At 71.1% G+C, this 16086-nt stretch carries 13 protein-coding genes; 5 read left to right on the top strand and 8 right to left on the bottom strand.

What is annotated here, in order from left to right:
* Positions 1-4: 4 nt before the first annotated feature.
* Positions 5-1885 carry an anthranilate synthase family protein gene (locus ACIWQI_RS01955; protein ID WP_396655392.1) on the bottom strand — a complete coding sequence of 627 codons (1881 nt, stop codon included), beginning with the start codon at positions 1883-1885 and terminating at the stop codon, positions 5-7.
* Between the two features lie 189 nt (positions 1886-2074).
* On the opposite strand from ACIWQI_RS01955, the gene ACIWQI_RS01950 reads away from it, so the two are divergent.
* Positions 2075-2344, top strand: a complete 270-nt coding sequence (locus tag ACIWQI_RS01950) for a 2TM domain-containing protein (RefSeq protein ID WP_396655391.1) — start codon at positions 2075-2077, stop codon at positions 2342-2344.
* 44 nt (positions 2345-2388) lie between these two features.
* Positions 2389-3540 carry a flavodoxin-dependent (E)-4-hydroxy-3-methylbut-2-enyl-diphosphate synthase gene (ispG, locus tag ACIWQI_RS01945; protein ID WP_396655390.1) on the top strand — a complete coding sequence of 384 codons (1152 nt, stop codon included), beginning with the start codon at positions 2389-2391 and terminating at the stop codon, positions 3538-3540.
* A 5-nt stretch (positions 3541-3545) separates the two neighbouring features.
* On the opposite strand, the gene ACIWQI_RS01940 is transcribed toward ispG, so the two are convergent.
* The 4 genes from ACIWQI_RS01940 to ACIWQI_RS01925 form a co-directional block, all read right to left on the bottom strand.
* On the bottom strand, positions 3546-5009 hold the full coding sequence (locus tag ACIWQI_RS01940) for an HNH endonuclease signature motif containing protein (RefSeq protein WP_396655389.1): 1464 nt from the start codon (positions 5007-5009) through the stop codon (positions 3546-3548).
* 231 nt (positions 5010-5240) lie between these two features.
* Complete coding sequence (locus tag ACIWQI_RS01935; protein ID WP_396655388.1) at positions 5241-6332, bottom strand: fatty acid desaturase family protein; 1092 nt, start codon at positions 6330-6332, stop codon at positions 5241-5243.
* Positions 6333-6477: 145 nt separating this feature from the next.
* Positions 6478-7917, bottom strand: coding sequence for an RNB domain-containing ribonuclease (locus tag ACIWQI_RS01930; RefSeq protein WP_396655387.1), 1440 nt, complete (start codon positions 7915-7917; stop codon positions 6478-6480).
* 43 nt (positions 7918-7960) lie between these two features.
* On the bottom strand, positions 7961-8929 hold the full coding sequence (locus tag ACIWQI_RS01925; RefSeq protein ID WP_396655386.1) for a squalene cyclase: 969 nt from the start codon (positions 8927-8929) through the stop codon (positions 7961-7963).
* A 76-nt stretch (positions 8930-9005) separates the two neighbouring features.
* Between ACIWQI_RS01925 and ACIWQI_RS01920 the strand changes: the two genes are divergently transcribed.
* Positions 9006-10766: a proline--tRNA ligase gene (locus ACIWQI_RS01920; protein ID WP_396655385.1), complete on the top strand. Its 1761-nt coding sequence runs from the start codon at positions 9006-9008 to the stop codon at positions 10764-10766.
* Here the strand turns inward: ACIWQI_RS01920 and ACIWQI_RS01915 are convergent.
* Together ACIWQI_RS01915 and ACIWQI_RS01910 are read right to left on the bottom strand one after the other, a co-directional pair.
* On the bottom strand, positions 10750-11415 hold the full coding sequence (locus ACIWQI_RS01915; RefSeq protein WP_396655384.1) for a response regulator transcription factor: 666 nt from the start codon (positions 11413-11415) through the stop codon (positions 10750-10752). The two genes, ACIWQI_RS01920 and ACIWQI_RS01915, sit on opposite strands and share 17 nt — an antisense overlap.
* Positions 11400-13289 (bottom strand): histidine kinase, encoded by a 1890-nt coding sequence (locus ACIWQI_RS01910; RefSeq protein ID WP_396655383.1) that lies wholly within the window; start codon positions 13287-13289, stop codon positions 11400-11402. Before ACIWQI_RS01910 ends, ACIWQI_RS01915 begins: the two co-directional genes overlap by 16 nt.
* A gap of 139 nt (positions 13290-13428) precedes the next feature.
* Between ACIWQI_RS01910 and ACIWQI_RS01905 the strand changes: the two genes are divergently transcribed.
* Together ACIWQI_RS01905 and ACIWQI_RS01900 are read left to right on the top strand one after the other, a co-directional pair.
* Complete coding sequence (locus ACIWQI_RS01905; protein WP_396655382.1) at positions 13429-14139, top strand: hypothetical protein; 711 nt, start codon at positions 13429-13431, stop codon at positions 14137-14139.
* Positions 14140-14185: 46 nt separating this feature from the next.
* On the top strand, positions 14186-15232 hold the full coding sequence (locus ACIWQI_RS01900; RefSeq protein WP_396655380.1) for a TIGR00730 family Rossman fold protein: 1047 nt from the start codon (positions 14186-14188) through the stop codon (positions 15230-15232).
* Here the strand turns inward: ACIWQI_RS01900 and ACIWQI_RS01895 are convergent, their stop codons facing one another.
* Positions 15233-16057, bottom strand: coding sequence for a DUF1206 domain-containing protein (locus ACIWQI_RS01895; protein WP_396655379.1), 825 nt, complete (start codon positions 16055-16057; stop codon positions 15233-15235).
* Between the last annotated feature and the right edge of the window lie 29 nt (positions 16058-16086).

The raw sequence follows: 16086 nt of genomic DNA, 5'->3' as shown, positions 1-16086 counted from the left end.
CGGCTCACCGACCGGCCAGCGCGTGGGAGACCAGGCGCCGGAGCGTCGTCATGCCGTCCCGCGACAGGATCGACTCCAGGTGCCCCTGCACCGAGGCGAACCCGGGGCCGCGCAGGGCATGCACATCGCCGCCGGGGCCGGTGGCGACCTCGGCGCCCCCGACCTGCTGCGTGCCGGGGGCGACCCGTGCGGTGAAGGTGTTGTAGAAGCCGATCGAGGCGGGCTCGCCGAACACGTCGACTGTCCTCTGCAGGCCCTGGTGCGGGTGCTCCAGCGGCGCCAGGGAGATGCCCAGCGTGTGCGCGAGGATCTGGTGGCTCAGGCACACGGCCAGCAGGGGCTCGCCGGACGCGCGGCGCCGCGCGACGATCTCGCGCATGCGGCGCATCCGCGGGCTGTCCCGGTCGCGCGGGTCACCGGGCCCCGGGCCGGCGACGAGCAGCTCGGCGGCATCGACCTGCTCGTCGGTGACGGCGTCCCACGGCGCGATCTCCACCGCGAGGCCCAGATGGCGCAGCTGGTGGGCGAGCATCGTGGTGAAGCGGTCCTCGGCATCCACCACCAGCGCCGAGCGGCCGGCGAAGGGACCGGGGTCCGAGCCCTGCGGCTCCAGCCAGAACGACGCGAGCCGCGCATTGCGCGACGCGAGCAGCCGCGCGACCCCCGGGTCGTCGGCGAGGCGGCGCGGCTCGGCCGCCGGCGCGTCCTCATCGACGACCTCGGCCACCGCGACGGGGCCGCGCGGCACCGCTCCGATCGCGCCGAGCACGCCCGCGGCCTTCCCGTGCGTCTCGCTGACCTCGCCGTCGGGGTCGGAGTGGCGCACGAGGGTCGCGCCGACAGGGACGCGGAGGGCGCCGTCCTGCAGGTAGGCGGTGCGGATCAGGATCGGCGCGTCGAGGTCGTGGGTGGGTTCGTCCGCGGTGAGGGTGACCCGGGGGGTGAACAGGGCCGCGACGCCCGAGTAGTAGCCGCGCGGCGTGTCCTCGTGGCGGGTGATGACGGTGCACGCGTTCTGCATCGGCGAGCCGGTGACGGTGGGCGCGAACATCGTCTCGCGGAGGATGTCGCGCGGATCCATCCGGCTGCGCCCGCGCAGCACATACTCGGTGTGGGTCAGCCGTGACATCTCCTTGAGGTGCGGACCGGTGATGCGGCCCCCGTCGGAGCACACGGCGCTCATCATCTTGAGCTCCTCGTCGACGACCATGAACAGCTCCTCGGTCTCCTTCGTCGACTGCAGGAACTCGGTGAGCGCGGCCACCGACGCGCCGCCGTCGGGATGGCGGAAGGTGCCCGAGATGGGGTTCATGGTCACCACGCCGTCGATCGCGCTGACATGCGCCTCAGGGCTCGCGCCGACGGCGATGTGACCCGGCGTCGAGACGAGGAACGTCCAGTAAGCGCCCCGCTCATGCTCGAGGAGCGCCCGGAACCACGTCAGGGCGGCGGTGACGGGATCGGAGTCGACGCGGGCGGTGAAGTCGCGGCGGATGACGAAGTTCGCGCCCTCGCCGCGTCCGATCTCGTCGGCGATGACGCGCCGCACGATGTCGGCGTACTCCTCGTCCGGGATGTCGAAGCCGGCCTCGCGCAGAGGGACCGGCCCGGCCGGCAGCGCGGCCACGGCCTGCGCGATGGGGATCGACGTGTGCGAGGAGACGACGAGGCAGCGCAGCGGTACGCCGTCGTCGTGGCACTCGAAGCCGCGCTCGCGCACCTGCCGGAAGGGCACGAGAGCGAGGACCTCTTCGTCCGGACGCAGCGGGATGTCGGCGAGCCGCTCGACATCGATCACCTCGCCGCGCAGCACCTCGACCGTGCGGCCGTCGCGGGCGAGCAGCGCGAACGGCTCTTCAGGGGAGGGGAGGGCGCTTGAGGTCATCGCCGGCCTTTCGGTTCGGGCGGTCCGCACGCAGAAAGACCGCCTCATGGGCGGTCTGGTTCAGAGGATCGCGAACACACCGCCGTCAGCGGGTGGGCCACCAGATGCGGTTCGCGAGCATGGCGTCAGGCTAGCAGACGGGCCGAAGATCCCTTACGCATGCGGGCCGCCGTCAGTATCGTGTGCGCCATGAGCGATTCATCGAACCTTCGCGACCAGGCGATCAGCTCCCTGAAGGCCAAGCGCGGCTTCTGGAACTTCCTCATCGTGGCCGTCGTGATCTCGGCGCTGATGGTCGGGGTCTGGGCACTGACCGGGATGGGCTACTTCTGGCCGATGTGGCCCATGTTCGGACTCGGGATCGCCGTCGTGTTCAGCGCGATCGGCACCTACGGCCCCGGCCGCCGCGGCCCGAACGAATCACAGATCCAGGCCGAGATGCGCAAGCTGGGCGGCTGAGCGCACCCGGCCGTCTCCCATCCGCGCGGCGTAGGCTGGACGGCGTGCCAGCAGTGAATCTCGGGATGCCGCGTGTGCCGGAAGTGCTGTCCCCTCGGCGCAAGAGCCGTCAGATCCGGGTGGGGAAGGTGCTCGTCGGCGGCGACGCGCCGATCAGCGTCCAGTCGATGACGACGACCCCGACGACCAACATCAACGCGACGCTGCAGCAGATCGCCGAGCTGACGGCATCCGGCTGCGAGATCGTGCGGGTGGCGGTGCCCTCGCAGGATGACGCCGACGTGCTGCACATCATCGCGGGCAAGAGCCAGATCCCCGTGATCGCTGACATCCACTTCCAGCCGAAGTACGTATTCCAGGCCATCGACGCCGGATGCGCAGCGGTGCGGGTCAACCCCGGCAACATCCGCAAGTTCGACGACCAGGTCGGCGCGATCGCCGCCGCCGCCAAGGCCGCCGGGGTGTCGCTGCGGATCGGCGTGAACGCGGGCTCGCTCGACCCGCGGCTGCTCGAGAAGTACGGAAAGGCCACACCCGAAGCGCTCTGCGAGAGCGCGGTATGGGAGGCATCGCTGTTCGAGGAGCACGACTTCCACGACTTCAAGATCTCGGTCAAGCACAGCGACCCGATCGTCATGGTCAAGGCGTACCGCCTGCTGGCCGAGCGCGGCGACTGGCCGCTGCACCTCGGCGTGACCGAGGCGGGCCCCGCCTTCCAGGGCACGATCAAGTCGGCGACCGCCTTCGGCATCCTGCTCGCCGAGGGGATCGGCGACACCATCCGCGTGTCGCTGTCGGCGCCGCCGGCCGAGGAGGTCAAGGTCGGTCACCAGATCCTGCAGTCGCTGAATCTTCGCGAGCGCAAGCTCGAGATCGTGTCCTGCCCGTCGTGCGGGCGCGCGCAGGTGGATGTCTACACGCTCGCCGACTCGGTCACCGAGGGGCTGAAGGAGCTCACCGTGCCCCTGCGCGTGGCCGTCATGGGCTGCGTCGTCAACGGCCCGGGGGAGGCCCGCGAGGCCGATCTGGGCGTCGCCAGCGGGAACGGCAAGGGTCAGATCTTCGTGAAGGGCCAGGTCATCAAGACGGTCCCGGAATCCGAGATCGTCGCGACCCTCATCGAGGAGGCGAATCGCATCGCCGCCGAGATGGGGCAGGACGCGCCCCTGGGCACCGCGCAGGTCGTCACCGGCTGAGCAGGTCACGCCGCGGCGGCGCGGAACCTCTTCGGGGGAGGCTCGATGTGCTCCCACGCATACTTCAGGTGCAGTCGAGGTCTCAAGACGATCGGGTCGGTGCGATCCGGTGCGTGGAGCAGGAAGTCTCCGAGCCCACTCCGAGTGATGCGCCACCCGCCGTGGTGCAGGTTCATGTGGTGGAAGCGACAGAGCAGGATGCCCCGGTCGATGTCGGTGTGACCCTCGTCCTCGACGTAGTGGTCGATGTGCTGGCTCTCGCAGTAGTGTGCGGGTCGGTCGCATCCCGTCCAGCGGCAGCCGCCGTCGCGCAGCGCGAGCGCGAGGCGCTGCTTCGGTGAGAAGAGCCGGGATTCGCGGCCGAGGTAGAGAGGATTGCCGTCGCGGTCGACGGTGACATCGATGCTGCCGGTGGTGCAGGTGCGCTGCGCAGCAGCCCAGACGGGCATGACGGCGCCGGAGTCTTCGAAGTGCGCGGTGATGGCGACCCGGCCCGTCGACCCGGAGTCGGCCGGTGACGCAGCGGTGACTGTGACGACGCGCACTCCTGCCTGCCGGGTGCCGAAGACGCTGTCGGCGTCGGCGAGCGAACCGGATCGCAGCACGTCGATGATGAGGTCGTACATGAGCTGGTCATTTGTACGCGGGTCATCGACGAGCCGCTGCGCGCGCTTCTTCTCGTCAGGGTCGACGAAGCGGGGCCCGCCGCGGCGCGGTCGCAATGCCGTCTCGGTGATCGCACGGATCCAGGCCGCACCGTCGTCATCGAAGACGAGCGAGCCGCGGTGCGTGCCGGTCTGGTCGGTCCAGATTCGGAAGGAGCGAGCCTGCCAGCGCGCGAGATACCGCTGCTCTGCTCCCTCCGGATCGAGTTGGTCGCGCACGACACGCGCGGTGTGGCGCAGTTCGTCGACGGTGCGGTGCAACGACTCGTCGATGAGCTGCTCAGCGGCAAGCGACCACGCTTCGTGCACGGTCGCCGTCGCGGCCGCCACGCAGACGCAGGGCTCCGTTGCGCACGAGCACACGATGGCCTCCGGGTCGAGCGCCGGGGGCTCGCCGAGTCCGCGCAGGATCGCATCATGCTGCGCGGACGAGACGGTGCCCGTGATGAGCGCGCGGCCGAGCGGCGCGTGCCATGGGTCGAGCGCGGGCGCGGTGGGCGGCTCGTCGCAGGACGCGGGCGGAGCGGACGCCGGCGGTGTGGAGTCGAGCAGCGACTCGCCGAGGCGCACCGCCCTGGCGGCATCCGCTCTCGTCGATCCGGTGAGATCCTGCACGAGGGACACCGGGTTGCGATAGCCGCGCTTCTGAGCGAGACCCGCGTGCCCCGCGTCGCGGTTGGAGCGCTGTGCGGCGACACCGGAGGCGATGATTCCGATCTTCTTGGCACTGCGAGCGAGGGCACCCGCCTGTTCGATCAGGCGCGCGACGTCGTCGTCGCTGAGCAGCGCAATCGTGGCGGACATGTCGTGCACGTCCTCGCCGAGCACTTCGCAGCGCCGCCATGCGCTGTTCGAGTTCGGAGAAGATCGCCATGGTCACATACTCGCAGGACCCTGCGACATTCGTATCTATGTGTGAGCGAGCGGTGCGCTGGTCCGGGTGGACATCGCGCCCGGATCATCGTCGTCATCCGCGATGAACTCGTCCACCGACACCGACGCATTCATGATGTGCGCCGCACCACCGTGCGGGATTCAGGCGCGACGGTACGTCGACACGACCGGGCAGTCGAACGGGTCGCGTGCGGCCAGCCCGACGCGGTTGAGGTAGGCGACGACGATCGCGTACGAGCGCCACAACGTCGTCTCGGTGTACGGCACGTTCAGCGCCCGGCACTGATCGATGACGATCTCGCGCGCCTTCGACAGCGCGGGTCGGGGCATGTTCGGGAACAGGTGGTGCTCGACCTGGTAGTTCAGTCCGCCCATGAGCCACGTCGCCCACCAGCCGCCGGAGATGTTGCGCGAGGTGCGCACCTGCTTGCTGAAGAAGTCGAGCTTCGCGTCCGGCGCGATGATCGGCATGCCCTTGTGGTTGGGTGCGAACGCGGCGCCCATGTACACGCCGAAGACGGCCAGCTGCACAGCCATGAAGGCGAACGCCATCCCCAGCGGCAGGAACAGGAAGACCGGGACGATCACGACGGCGAGCCGCACGAGGATGCCGGCCAGCTCGCGCCAGCGCCCCTTGACCTTCTTCGCGGTCAGCAGGTGCTTGATCCCCAGGAAGTGCAGGTTGATGCCCTCGAGCGTCAGCAGCGGGAAGAACAGCCAGCCCTGGTGGCGGGTGATCGCGCGGAGCGGGCCGCGCGCCTTCGCCGCGTCCGTCTCGAGGAACGAGATCGTGTCGATCTCGATGTCGGGGTCCTTGCCGACCCGGTTCGGATTCGCGTGATGGCGCGTGTGCTTGCTGTCCCACCAGTGATAGCTCATGCCGACGATGCCGCCCAGCACCGCCGCCAGCCGGAAGTTCGCCGGCCCCGAGGTCAGGATCTGGCGATGCGCCGCTTCGTGCGCGAGGAACGCGACCTGCGTGAACAGGATGCCGAGGGCACCCGCGATGAGCAGCTGATACCAGCTCTGACCCAGCAGGATGAAGCCCGCGATGCAGCCGCCGAATCCCGCGACGATGAGGGCGCCGACGAGGGCGTAGAACCACGGCGTGCGCCGGAGCAGCCCGGTCTCGCGGACGACGCGGGCCACATCCGTGAACGCGTGCGTGAGCGGAGGGAAATCCTCGGTCCGGGCGTAGGTCTGTCGAACGGATCCGAGTCGAGACTCGGTCACTGCGATGGAGATGAGAGCACCTGCTCTTCGATCGGGACCCGGAGGCCGCGGAGCCAAAGGCGGATGCCGATCGCTTGCTTCACCCTACGCCGGGCGACATGTCCACCACGGAATACTCAGGGGGCTCTCAGTCCCGCATCCCCGCTCAGGCGACCGGTTCGAACGCGACCTCGCCGGTCGCCACATCGGCACGCATCAGCCGCAGCCGCACCACCGATCCCGCGGCCGCCTGCAGGTCGGGCACGTTCACGCTCACCGGCGGGTTGTTCAGCTGCACGCGGGCGCCGTCGCCGCGCCGGCCGAGCAGGACCCCGCGGAAGACCTCGCCCTCGTAGGGGCGCAGCACCGCGGCCTCGACGCGATCCACCGACGCGTTCTCGAGCCGGTTGGCGAGCTGCTCACTGCGGCCCATGAGCCCCGGCAGCTCCGGAAGACTCTCGCGCGCCCAACCGGGCACTTCGCGTCCGGCCGCGAGGGCCTCGCAGATCACGAGCGACCAGCGGTCGACGAGCCGGCGGATGGGCGCGGTCGTGTGCGCGTACGGTGCGGCAACCGCCGACTGCAGCGGGTCGGCGGGCGGGTCGCCGTCGAACGCCGCGTAGCCGGCGCCGCGGAAGAAGGATGCCGCGGCATGCCGCACCGCGAGCGCCGCCGGATCGCCGTCGGGCAGTCCCCGCAGATAGTCGCCGTAGGTCTGCCCCTCGGGCCAGGGCAGCCCGAGCGCGACGGTCTGCGTGCGGAAGTCCGCCACGTCCGCCGCCTCGGCCGCCGGCATCGTCCGCAGGATGCCGACGCCTCCGGCGAGCATGAGGTCGGCGGCTGCCATGCCGGTCAGCAGCGACACCTGCGCGTTCCACTCCTCGACCGGCCGCGCGGCCCGCAGCTGCAGCCGGTAGCGGCCGTCATCGGCCTCGATCTCCACCTCGGGCACGTTCAGGCTCGCCCCGCCCCGCTCGCTCTCTCGGGCGGCGCGCTCCGCGCCGAACCACGGGAGGGCGGCCAGGGCCGCCGGGGGATGGCCGCTGTCGATCGCCCGCTGGGCATCGGCGTAGCTCCACTGCGCGCGCGAGCGCACGACCGCGCGTGTCAGCGTGGTCCGGACGGGCCGCGCGCCGTCGTCGAGCTCGAATCGCCACACGAAGGCACGGCGATCTTCGTCGGGGAGGAGGGACGCCGCCTGCTCGCTGAGCACCTCGGGGTGCAGCGGGAAGCGCCGGTCGGGCGCATAGAGCGTCTGCCCGCGGCGACGGGCCTCGGCATCCACTGCGCCGCCGGGCGTCACGAAGGCCGCGATGTCCGCGATCGCATAGTGCAGCACCGCGCCGTCCGACGTGCGCTCGATGTGCAGGGCCTGATCGAGGTCGGTCGACCCCGGCGGATCGATCGTGACGAACGGGATGCCGCGCAGGTCGTGCAGGTCGGCCGCATCCGGATCGACGGGCACGCTGCGGGCGGCAGCCTCCGCCTCGGCGCGGACCTGAGTCGGAAAGCCGGTCGGCAGGTCGAGCTCGCGAGCGAGCTCGGCGAATGTCGCGGTGAGCACGTCGGTAGCGACCGAGGTGATGCGAGGTCGACGGGCGGGCACCCCGTCAGTGTAGACACGCCCGGTGGGCGGACGGCTCCGCGGGTCAGTGCGCGGCGTCCCACCATTCGAGCACGCGGGTGCCCATCAGCGTGAGCCAGCGGGAGGGCTCTCCTTCGGGCACGTCCACATCGAACCAGGTGCGGCCCGGCAGGGGAGTGGTCTGCAGCCAGGTGCCGTCGGGCTGACGGGCGGCGCGCACGGCCTCGACCGCATCCGCCAGGCGCGGGTCCGGCGGCGTTCCTACGAACAGCGAGACGTCGCGGAAGTGGTCGAGCGCGACGAGGGCGCTGTACCGGTGGCGGTTCGGGTACACGAACCGGGTGACGAACTCGCCCACCTGCTCGCCCGTCGATGCGCGGAACATGAGGCGGCGGCTGAGCAGATACTCCTCTCCGCCGTGGCGGGCGTCGCGCATCGAGGCATCGCCGGTGAGCTGCTCATACTGCAGGATGCCGCGCACCGCGTTCAGCGTGGAGTGGAAGGAGGAGCGCACGGAGTCGCCCTCCTCGGCCTCGCAGTTCCAGCCGCCGTCGGAGAGGCGGTGTGCCGGGAACCACGCGACCAGCTGCGACACGTCCGCGCCGAGCCATGCGCCGCTGGCGAGCGTGTAGGAGTTGATGCACACGTCGACCTCGCCACCCCAGTACGGCAGGTCCTCATAGTCCCAGCGGCTGTTCGCGTCGAGCTTCGCTGCGGTGTCGCCGAGCACCGCGGCATCCACGCCCCACTCCCGCAGGTCTTTGAGCGCCCACGTCGTCGCCACCCAGGGCTGGCCCGGCGCCTCGCTCTCCGGGCTGCCGAAGAAGCCCGCGGGGAAGAAGGAGCCGCCCGCCCACTGGCCGTCCTCGTCCTGCTCGGCGAGCAGGGCGGCGCCGAATCCCTCCGTCGCGACCCGCGCGCGCGTCGCCTCCCACGTGTCCGGCGGGGCTCCCGCCAGGTCGCGCTCGACCTGCCAGCGGATCGCCGGGTCGGAGTCGAGCAGCCAGTCGAGCACGTGCTGTCGGATGGCCATGCGGGTACCCTACGCGGGGCCGCCGACGGCGGGACGGCACCGGGTCGGCGCATCCCATTCCCTAGACTTGACCCTCGTGGTCACCCGTCTCTCGCACTTCTTCCTCCGTACCCTCCGCGAAGACCCGGCCGATGCCGAGGTCGCCAGTCACCGGCTGCTGGTGCGCGCCGGCTACATCCGCCGCACCGCACCCGGCATCTTCACCTGGCTGCCACTGGGCCTGAAGGTCAAGGCCAGGATCGAGGCGGTCATCCGCGAGGAGATGGCGAACGCGGGCGCCTACGAGGTGCACTTCCCGGCGCTGCTGCCGCGCGAACCGTACGAGCAGTCCGGCCGATGGACGTCGTACGGCGACGGCATCTTCCGCCTCAAGGACCGTCGCGGCGCCGACTATCTGCTCGCGCCGACCCACGAGGAGATGTTCACGCTGCTGGTGAAGGACCTGTACTCGTCGTACAAGGACCTGCCGCTGATGATCTACCAGATCCAGGACAAGTACCGTGACGAGGCGCGTCCGCGTGCGGGCCTGCTGCGCGGTCGCGAGTTCACGATGAAGGACGCCTACTCGTTCGACTACACCGACGAGGGGCAGGATGCCTCGTACATGGCGCAGCGCGACGCGTACGAGCGCATCTTCCGGCGTCTGGGACTGGAGTACGTGATCGTCGCGGCCGACAACGGCCTCATGGGCGGCGCCCGCAGCGAGGAGTTCCTGCACCCGACGCCCGTGGGGGAGGACACGTTCGTGCGGTCGGCAGGAGGCTATGCCGCGAACGTCGAGGCGTTCACGACGGTCGCGCCCGAGCCGATCCCGTTCGACGGCCTCCCGGAGCCGGTGATCTTCGACTCGCCGGACACACCCACGATCGAGACCCTCGTGGCGCATTCGAACGCGGTGCTGGACGGCTCGTACACCGCCGCCGACATGCTCAAGAACGTCGTGCTGGCTCTCACGCACCTGGACGGCACGCGCGAGCTGGTCGTCGTCGGCATCCCCGGCGACCGCGAGATCGACGACAAGCGGGCCGAGGTCGCCTTCGCGCCCGCTGAGGTGGAGGCGGCCACCGATGAGGACTTCGAGCGGCACCCGCTGCTGGTGCGGGGGTACATCGGACCGTGGTCCGAGACCGGGCCGATCCTCGGCGAGGAGTCGGCCACCGGCATCCGCTACCTCCTCGACCCCCGCGTGGTCGACGGCACCTCCTGGATCACCGGCGCGAACATCGACGAGAAGCATGTGCACTCGCTCGTCGCCGGACGCGACTTCACCGCCGACGGGTTCGTCGAGGTGGCGAACGTGCGCGAGGGGGACCCCGCCCCGGACGGCTCGGGCCCCGTGAGCCTGGCCCGCGGCATGGAGATCGGGCATGTCTTCCAGCTCGGCCGCTTCTTCGCCGAGACGCTGGGCCTTCAGGTGCTCGACCCGAACGGCAAGCTCGTGACCGTGACCATGGGCTCGTACGGCATCGGGGTCACCCGGATCCTCGCGATCATCGCCGAGCTCAACAACGACGACCGCGGGCTCATCTGGCCCGAGCCCGTCGCGCCGTTCGACGTGCACGTGGTGGCCACGGGCAAGGACGCCGTGGCGTTCGAGCTGGCTGCGCAGCTGTCCGACGACCTCGAGGCGGCCGGGCTCGACGTCCTCTACGACGACCGCGCCAAGGTCTCGCCCGGGGTGAAGTTCGCGGATGCCGAGCTCATCGGCGTGCCGCGCATCGTCATCGTGGGGCGCGGTGCCGCCGCCGGTGAGGTGGAGCTGTGGGATCGTCGCTCCGGCGAGCGCGAGGTGGTGCCGGCGGCCGCGGCCGTCGCCCGCCTCAGCTCGACCCGGTAGCGCGCGCTCCGTCGATCCGCGCGTCCAGGTACGTGAGGATCGCGCGCACGCGGCGGTTCTCCTCGGGGGACTCGGGCAGTGCCAGCTTGGCGAAGATGCTGCCGGTGTGCGTCTCGATCGTGCGCTCGGACAGGAAGAGTCGCTGCGCGACGGCGGCGTTCGACCAGCCCTCGGCCATCAGCGCGAGCACATCGAGTTCACGGGGCGTGAGTGCGTCGAGCACGGAAGACGCCCGCGCGGTTCCCAGCAGCCGGGTCACGACCTCGGGGTCCAGCGCCGTGCCGCCGGTGGCCACGCGATCGAGCGCGGCGAGGAAATCGTCGACGTCGAGCACACGGTCCTTCAGCAGGTAGCCGATCGCGCCGCCGGCGACGAGCTCGACCGTGCGTCGCGTCTCGATGTGCTGCGACAGCAGCATCACGGGGGTGGGCCGATCCCACGCCCGGATCTCGAGCGCCGCGGCGATGCCCTCATCGCGCGACGGCATCCGGATGTCGAGGACGACGATGTCGGGGCCGTGTGCGCGCACCTGGGCGACCGCAGTGGCGGCCGAATCCGCGCGACCGACGATCTCGTGCCCGGCGGTCGCCAGCAGGGCCGCCAGACCCTCACGGAAGAGGACGGAATCCTCGCCTATGACCACGCGCATGGGATCCTCGCCTCCACCGTGGTCCCCTCGCCCCTTCGCGACGACACGCTGAACTCCCCGCCGAGCGCGCCGACACGGTCGGCGAGCCCGGTGAGGCCGCCCTCCGGCCGGAGGGCGGCCCCGCCGCGTCCGTCGTCCTCCACCCGCACACGCAGGACGCCGGCGTCATCGCGCACGCTCACGCGGATGCGGGATGCCGCGGCGTGCCGCAGCGCATTGGCGACGGCCTCGCTCACGACGAAGTAGGCGGTGGTCGCCACGATGTCGGGCAGCTCCGCGGCACGGACATCGAGCTCGATCGCGGACGGAGCGCGACGCGTCATGTCGGCCAGCGCCGCATCGAGACCGTCGTCGAGCAGGCTCGGTCGCACGCCGTGGGCGAGCCGGCGCAGCTCGGCGACCGCGGTGCCCAGCTCGGCCACCGCGCCGTCGAGGGCGGCCGCCGTCTGCGCATCGGGTGCGGAGGTGCGCTGGAGGACGCGCAGGCGCATCCCCAGGGCCACGAGCCGCTGCTGCGCGCCGTCGTGCAGGTCGCGCTCCAGGCGGCGGCGCTCTTCGTGGCCCGCGCTGAGAAGGCGGGCGCGAGACGCTTCGACCTCGGCGGTGGCACGGCGCAGCGCGGCCTGCAGCCGCACCGCGTCGACCAGCGGCGCGGTGGCGCGGGCGACCGCGACCGCCGGGCGCTTGGCTCGCGCCGACGACGGCACGATGGCGCCGATGCTCTCGCCGCGTACCGTGACATCCGTCGTGGTCTCGGCGACCGGTACCGGCTCACCGTCGAGTCCGACGAGCGGGCCCCCGCCGAGCGGACGGATCCCTACGACCAGGCCGGGATCGCGCAGGGTCGCACGCAGCACGGCCTCGACCTCCTCAGGCTGCGCATCACCGGTATCCACGCCCGCTGCGAGCTGCTCCAGCGCAGCCAGCGCGCGTCCGCGCTCGGGGTACAGCATCCGCTCGACCGCCCGGCGCAGCCAGGGGTAGGCGATCGCGGCGGCCATCGTGAGCATCGCGGTGACGCCGATCGCCGTGGCCGCCGGCCAGTCGAGCATCGTCACGCCCGCGACCGCCGCGACCGCCGACAGGACGACGAGCGCCGCGACGACCAGAGACGCCGCCGTGACTGCCGCCACGGCGGCCCGGTCGATGTCGAAGAGGTTCGGGCGCACGATCGCCACCGCGACCCCGGCCGGCAGCAGCAGGTACATGAGGCCGATTCCCAGTGCGACCAGATCGGGAGTGCCCAGGACGAGGTAGCTGGCCCAGCACAGCAGCAGCGTGAAGGGCAGCGTCATGCCCACGACGTAGATCCACCGCAGCCGCATGCGCGCGCGTTCGTCCGAACGCCCGTAGCGGGCGATCGGCGCCGCCGCGCAGGCGACCAGCAGCGCGAGGAATGCGACCAGCAAGGCCATCGCCACGACCTCGAGGAGGGTGCGCGGGACGGAGAGCGTCTCCGCCGCGGCGGCCAGGGCGAACGCCACGGCGACCCCGGTGACCGCCCAGGCGACCGCTCGCCACCTCGGCGAGGCTGCCCGGCCGTCCGGAAGCAGCACGAGCAGCACGGCGAAGGGCAGATAGAGCAGCGTCCAGGTGCCGGCGAAGGGGCCGGCATCGGCCCCGAGGGGAAGGGACATGACGATCAGCACCGAACCTGCTGCCGCCAGCAGGGGACCGGCGGGGTGGCCGGCTGCTCGCCGGGCGAGCACGACCGACAGGGCGAGGGGCACGACGCCGACGAGCACCGCCGTGATGACGGCAGGATCGCCGAAGGTGCGTGCAGGGGCGATTGTCGCCGCCGCGGTCACCGCCACTGCCGTGACCGTCCAGGCGGCGGCGATCGCCCATGGACCCCAGCGTCGCGTGGCTCGCACGACTTCACCATAGAGCGCGGCGCCGGACCGGGCATCCGTGTCAGCACGCAGCCGAATCCCGTGCTGCCCCGATGGCGCCCACCCCATTGCTCGCGCGAGTGTCGAGAAGAGCCGGAAGGGCCGGCGCACAGGAGGAGAGATGACCGACACACTGACCGCTGAACCGGCACTGTGGACCGCCGATCGCACCGTCGCCTTCCGACGGATCTCGGGCGCTGTCGCGCTGCCGCTGGCGTTCGCCTTCCAGCTGGCGTGCAACACCCTGTACGCCGTCGCTGCGACCAGAACCGGCGGAGACGAAGGGACGGGGGAGGAGTCGCTCCGATTCTTCGCCGCCCACGCAGACACGATGCTCGCAGCGACGCTCTTCGCGCTCGTGGGCTGCCTGCTGGCCGTTCCCGGGGTGCTTGCAGCGCTGCGGGTGCTGCGCGTCGGCCGGCCGGCGCTGGCGCTGTCTGCGGCGGTGCTCATGATCGCGGGATACGTCGCGTACTTCGGCATCAACATGACGAACTTCTACTCGCTGGCACTGGCGGAGCTGGCGCCGGACGCCGGTGCCGCCGTCGACGCCGTGACCGCGAACCCCGCCGCACTGCCGTTCTTCCTCCTGTTCGTGATCGGGAATCTGCTGGGCACGCTGCTGCTGGGGCTCGCGGTCGTGATGTCGCCCACACTGCCCTGGTGGAGCGGCGTGCTCATCATGTGCTGGACGATCGGCCACGTCGTCAACATCCTCGGGGGCGGGGAGTGGTTCGCGGTCGCCGGCGGGGCTCTCGAGGTCGCCGGTCTCTGCGTGCTCACGGCGAGCGCCCTGCGCACTCCCGACGCGGTGTGGGCGGCACGCGGCTGAGCGGTCGCCGAGCGGTGCGGTCCCCGGGCCGTGGCATCCTGGCATCATGCGCACCGTGCCCGACAACCCGATCCCGCACACCGTCACCGAAGCACTGCGCGCCGCCATCGCGACGGCCGGGATCACCGAGAACGCCGAGCTCATCGCGCGGATCCTCGCCACCGGCATCGGGCTCGGGATGGATGGCACCGATCGGCTGAATCTCAAGATCACCACCGCGGCGCTGAGCGAGATGCGCTCGGCGTTCCAGCTGTTCGCGCCCTATGAGGACGTCCCGAAGGTCACGATCTTCGGTTCCGCCCGCACGCTCGCCCACGACAAGCTGTACCGGCAGGCGTCCGAGATCGCCGCGGCGCTGGCGCGGGCGGGGTGGATGGTGGTCACCGGCGCAGGACCGGGCATCATGCAGGCCGCCGCGGAGGGCGCCGGTCCCGACCACTCGCTCGGCGTGTCGATCCGGCTCCCGTTCGAGGAGAAGCCGAACGCGATCGTCGAGGGCAACGCCCGCAACGTCGCGATGAAGTACTTCTTCACCCGCAAGCTGATGCTGGTCAAGGAGTCCCGCGGCTTCGTGTGCGTGCCCGGTGGGTTCGGCACGCTGGACGAGATGTTCGAGCTGCTCACCCTGCAGCAGACCGGCAAGGCGGAGCCGGTGCCGATCGTGCTGCTCGATGAGCCCGGCGGGACCTTCTGGCACGGCCTGCAGCGCTTCGTCGACGAGCAGCTGATCCCGTCCGGCGTCATCTCGCCGCATGATCTCGACCGTGTGCTGATCACCGACTCGGTGGATGCCGCGCTGGAGGACATCGTCGGCTTCTGGCGCAATTTCGATTCGATGCGTTGGGTGGGCGGGATGCTGGTGCTGCGCCTGAACGCCGCCCCGACGGATGCCGAGATCGAGGTGCTCAACGAGCGGTTCGGCGACCTGCTGGCGGCGGGGCGCATCGAACGCACCGATCCGATGCGCGTCGAGCGCGACGACGAGGACCGGCTGGGGATGCCGCGGCTCGCGCTGCGGATGGATCAGACGCGGGTGGGCGAGCTGTTCCGCCTCATCCGCGCCCTCAGCGACCTCGACTCGGCGCCGCGCTGATCACAGTCGCTCGTACCGGGCACGAGTGAGGCAGAAGAGCCCGTAGGCGATCAGGCCGACGCCGACAGCGCCGACGATCCACGGTCCGTACGCCAGCGCGAGCAGCGCGGTCATGGCGCCGTCGAGTCCGCCCGCCGTTTCGGGGTCGACGCGCACCGCCGCGATCAGCAGCAGCACCGCGACGATCGCCAGCGCCACGCCCTTGGCGATGAAACCCACCACCCCCAGCGTCTTCACCGCCGCGCCCCAGGCGCCCCGGGGGACGCGGATCTTCTGCTCGAAGCTGCGACGGATGCCCATCACCACGAACACGACACCCGTGATCCCGATCGCGACGCCCACCGCGGCGAGCACGAACGGCCCTCCGGGGATCGACAGCACGCCGCGGCTCGCTTCCTCCGCGGCTTCCTCGGCGTCGGGGCGGGCGCCCAGGGCGACGGATGCCGCGAGCACGCCGAGCGCGGCGAACACCACCGTCTGTCCCCACTCCGACAGGCGCACGCGCCAGTGCTGCACCGTGCCGGACGCTCGGGCGAGGATCCCCTCGACCAGATGCCACGCGGCCAGCGCCCACAGCGCGACCGCGAGCACCCAGAGCAGGGCGAAGCCGAGCGGCGCCGCGGCGAGCGCCTTGAGCGCCCCGGTCTGATCGGCGTCGCCGTCCCCGCCGAATGCGATCGCCAGCGCGATCGCGCCGACCGCGATGTGCACGATGCCGTTGGCCGCGAACCCGCAGCGGGCGAGCACGCGCAGCAGTGTGTTCGACTCTGCGGCGCGGGCCGCATCCTTCACGCCTTCTGCCCTGCCGTCCCCATCGGATCCCACAGCGGTGAGCATACGGGCATCGGGTAGCG

It is taken from the genome of Microbacterium sp. (genome assembly GCF_044508325.1).
In the GTDB taxonomy this organism is placed as follows: Bacteria; Actinomycetota; Actinomycetes; order Actinomycetales; family Microbacteriaceae; genus Microbacterium.
Note: the sequence above shows the minus strand (reverse complement) of the source record. Positions and strands in the feature narration are given on the sequence as shown.

Excerpts from the sequence above, each read along its gene's own strand:
- ACIWQI_RS01955 (WP_396655392.1), bottom strand. The coding sequence starts at position 1,885 with ATGACCTCAAGCGCCCTCCCCTCCCCTGAAGAGCCGTTCGCGCTGCTC.
- ACIWQI_RS01950 (WP_396655391.1), top strand. The coding sequence starts at position 2,075 with ATGAGCGATTCATCGAACCTTCGCGACCAGGCGATCAGCTCCCTGAAG.
- ACIWQI_RS01940 (WP_396655389.1), bottom strand. The coding sequence starts at position 5,009 with ATGTCCGCCACGATTGCGCTGCTCAGCGACGACGACGTCGCGCGCCTG.
- ACIWQI_RS01925 (WP_396655386.1), bottom strand. The coding sequence starts at position 8,929 with ATGGCCATCCGACAGCACGTGCTCGACTGGCTGCTCGACTCCGACCCG.
- ACIWQI_RS01915 (WP_396655384.1), bottom strand. The coding sequence starts at position 11,415 with ATGCGCGTGGTCATAGGCGAGGATTCCGTCCTCTTCCGTGAGGGTCTG.
- ACIWQI_RS01905 (WP_396655382.1), top strand. The coding sequence starts at position 13,429 with ATGACCGACACACTGACCGCTGAACCGGCACTGTGGACCGCCGATCGC.
- ACIWQI_RS01900 (WP_396655380.1), top strand. The coding sequence starts at position 14,186 with ATGCGCACCGTGCCCGACAACCCGATCCCGCACACCGTCACCGAAGCA.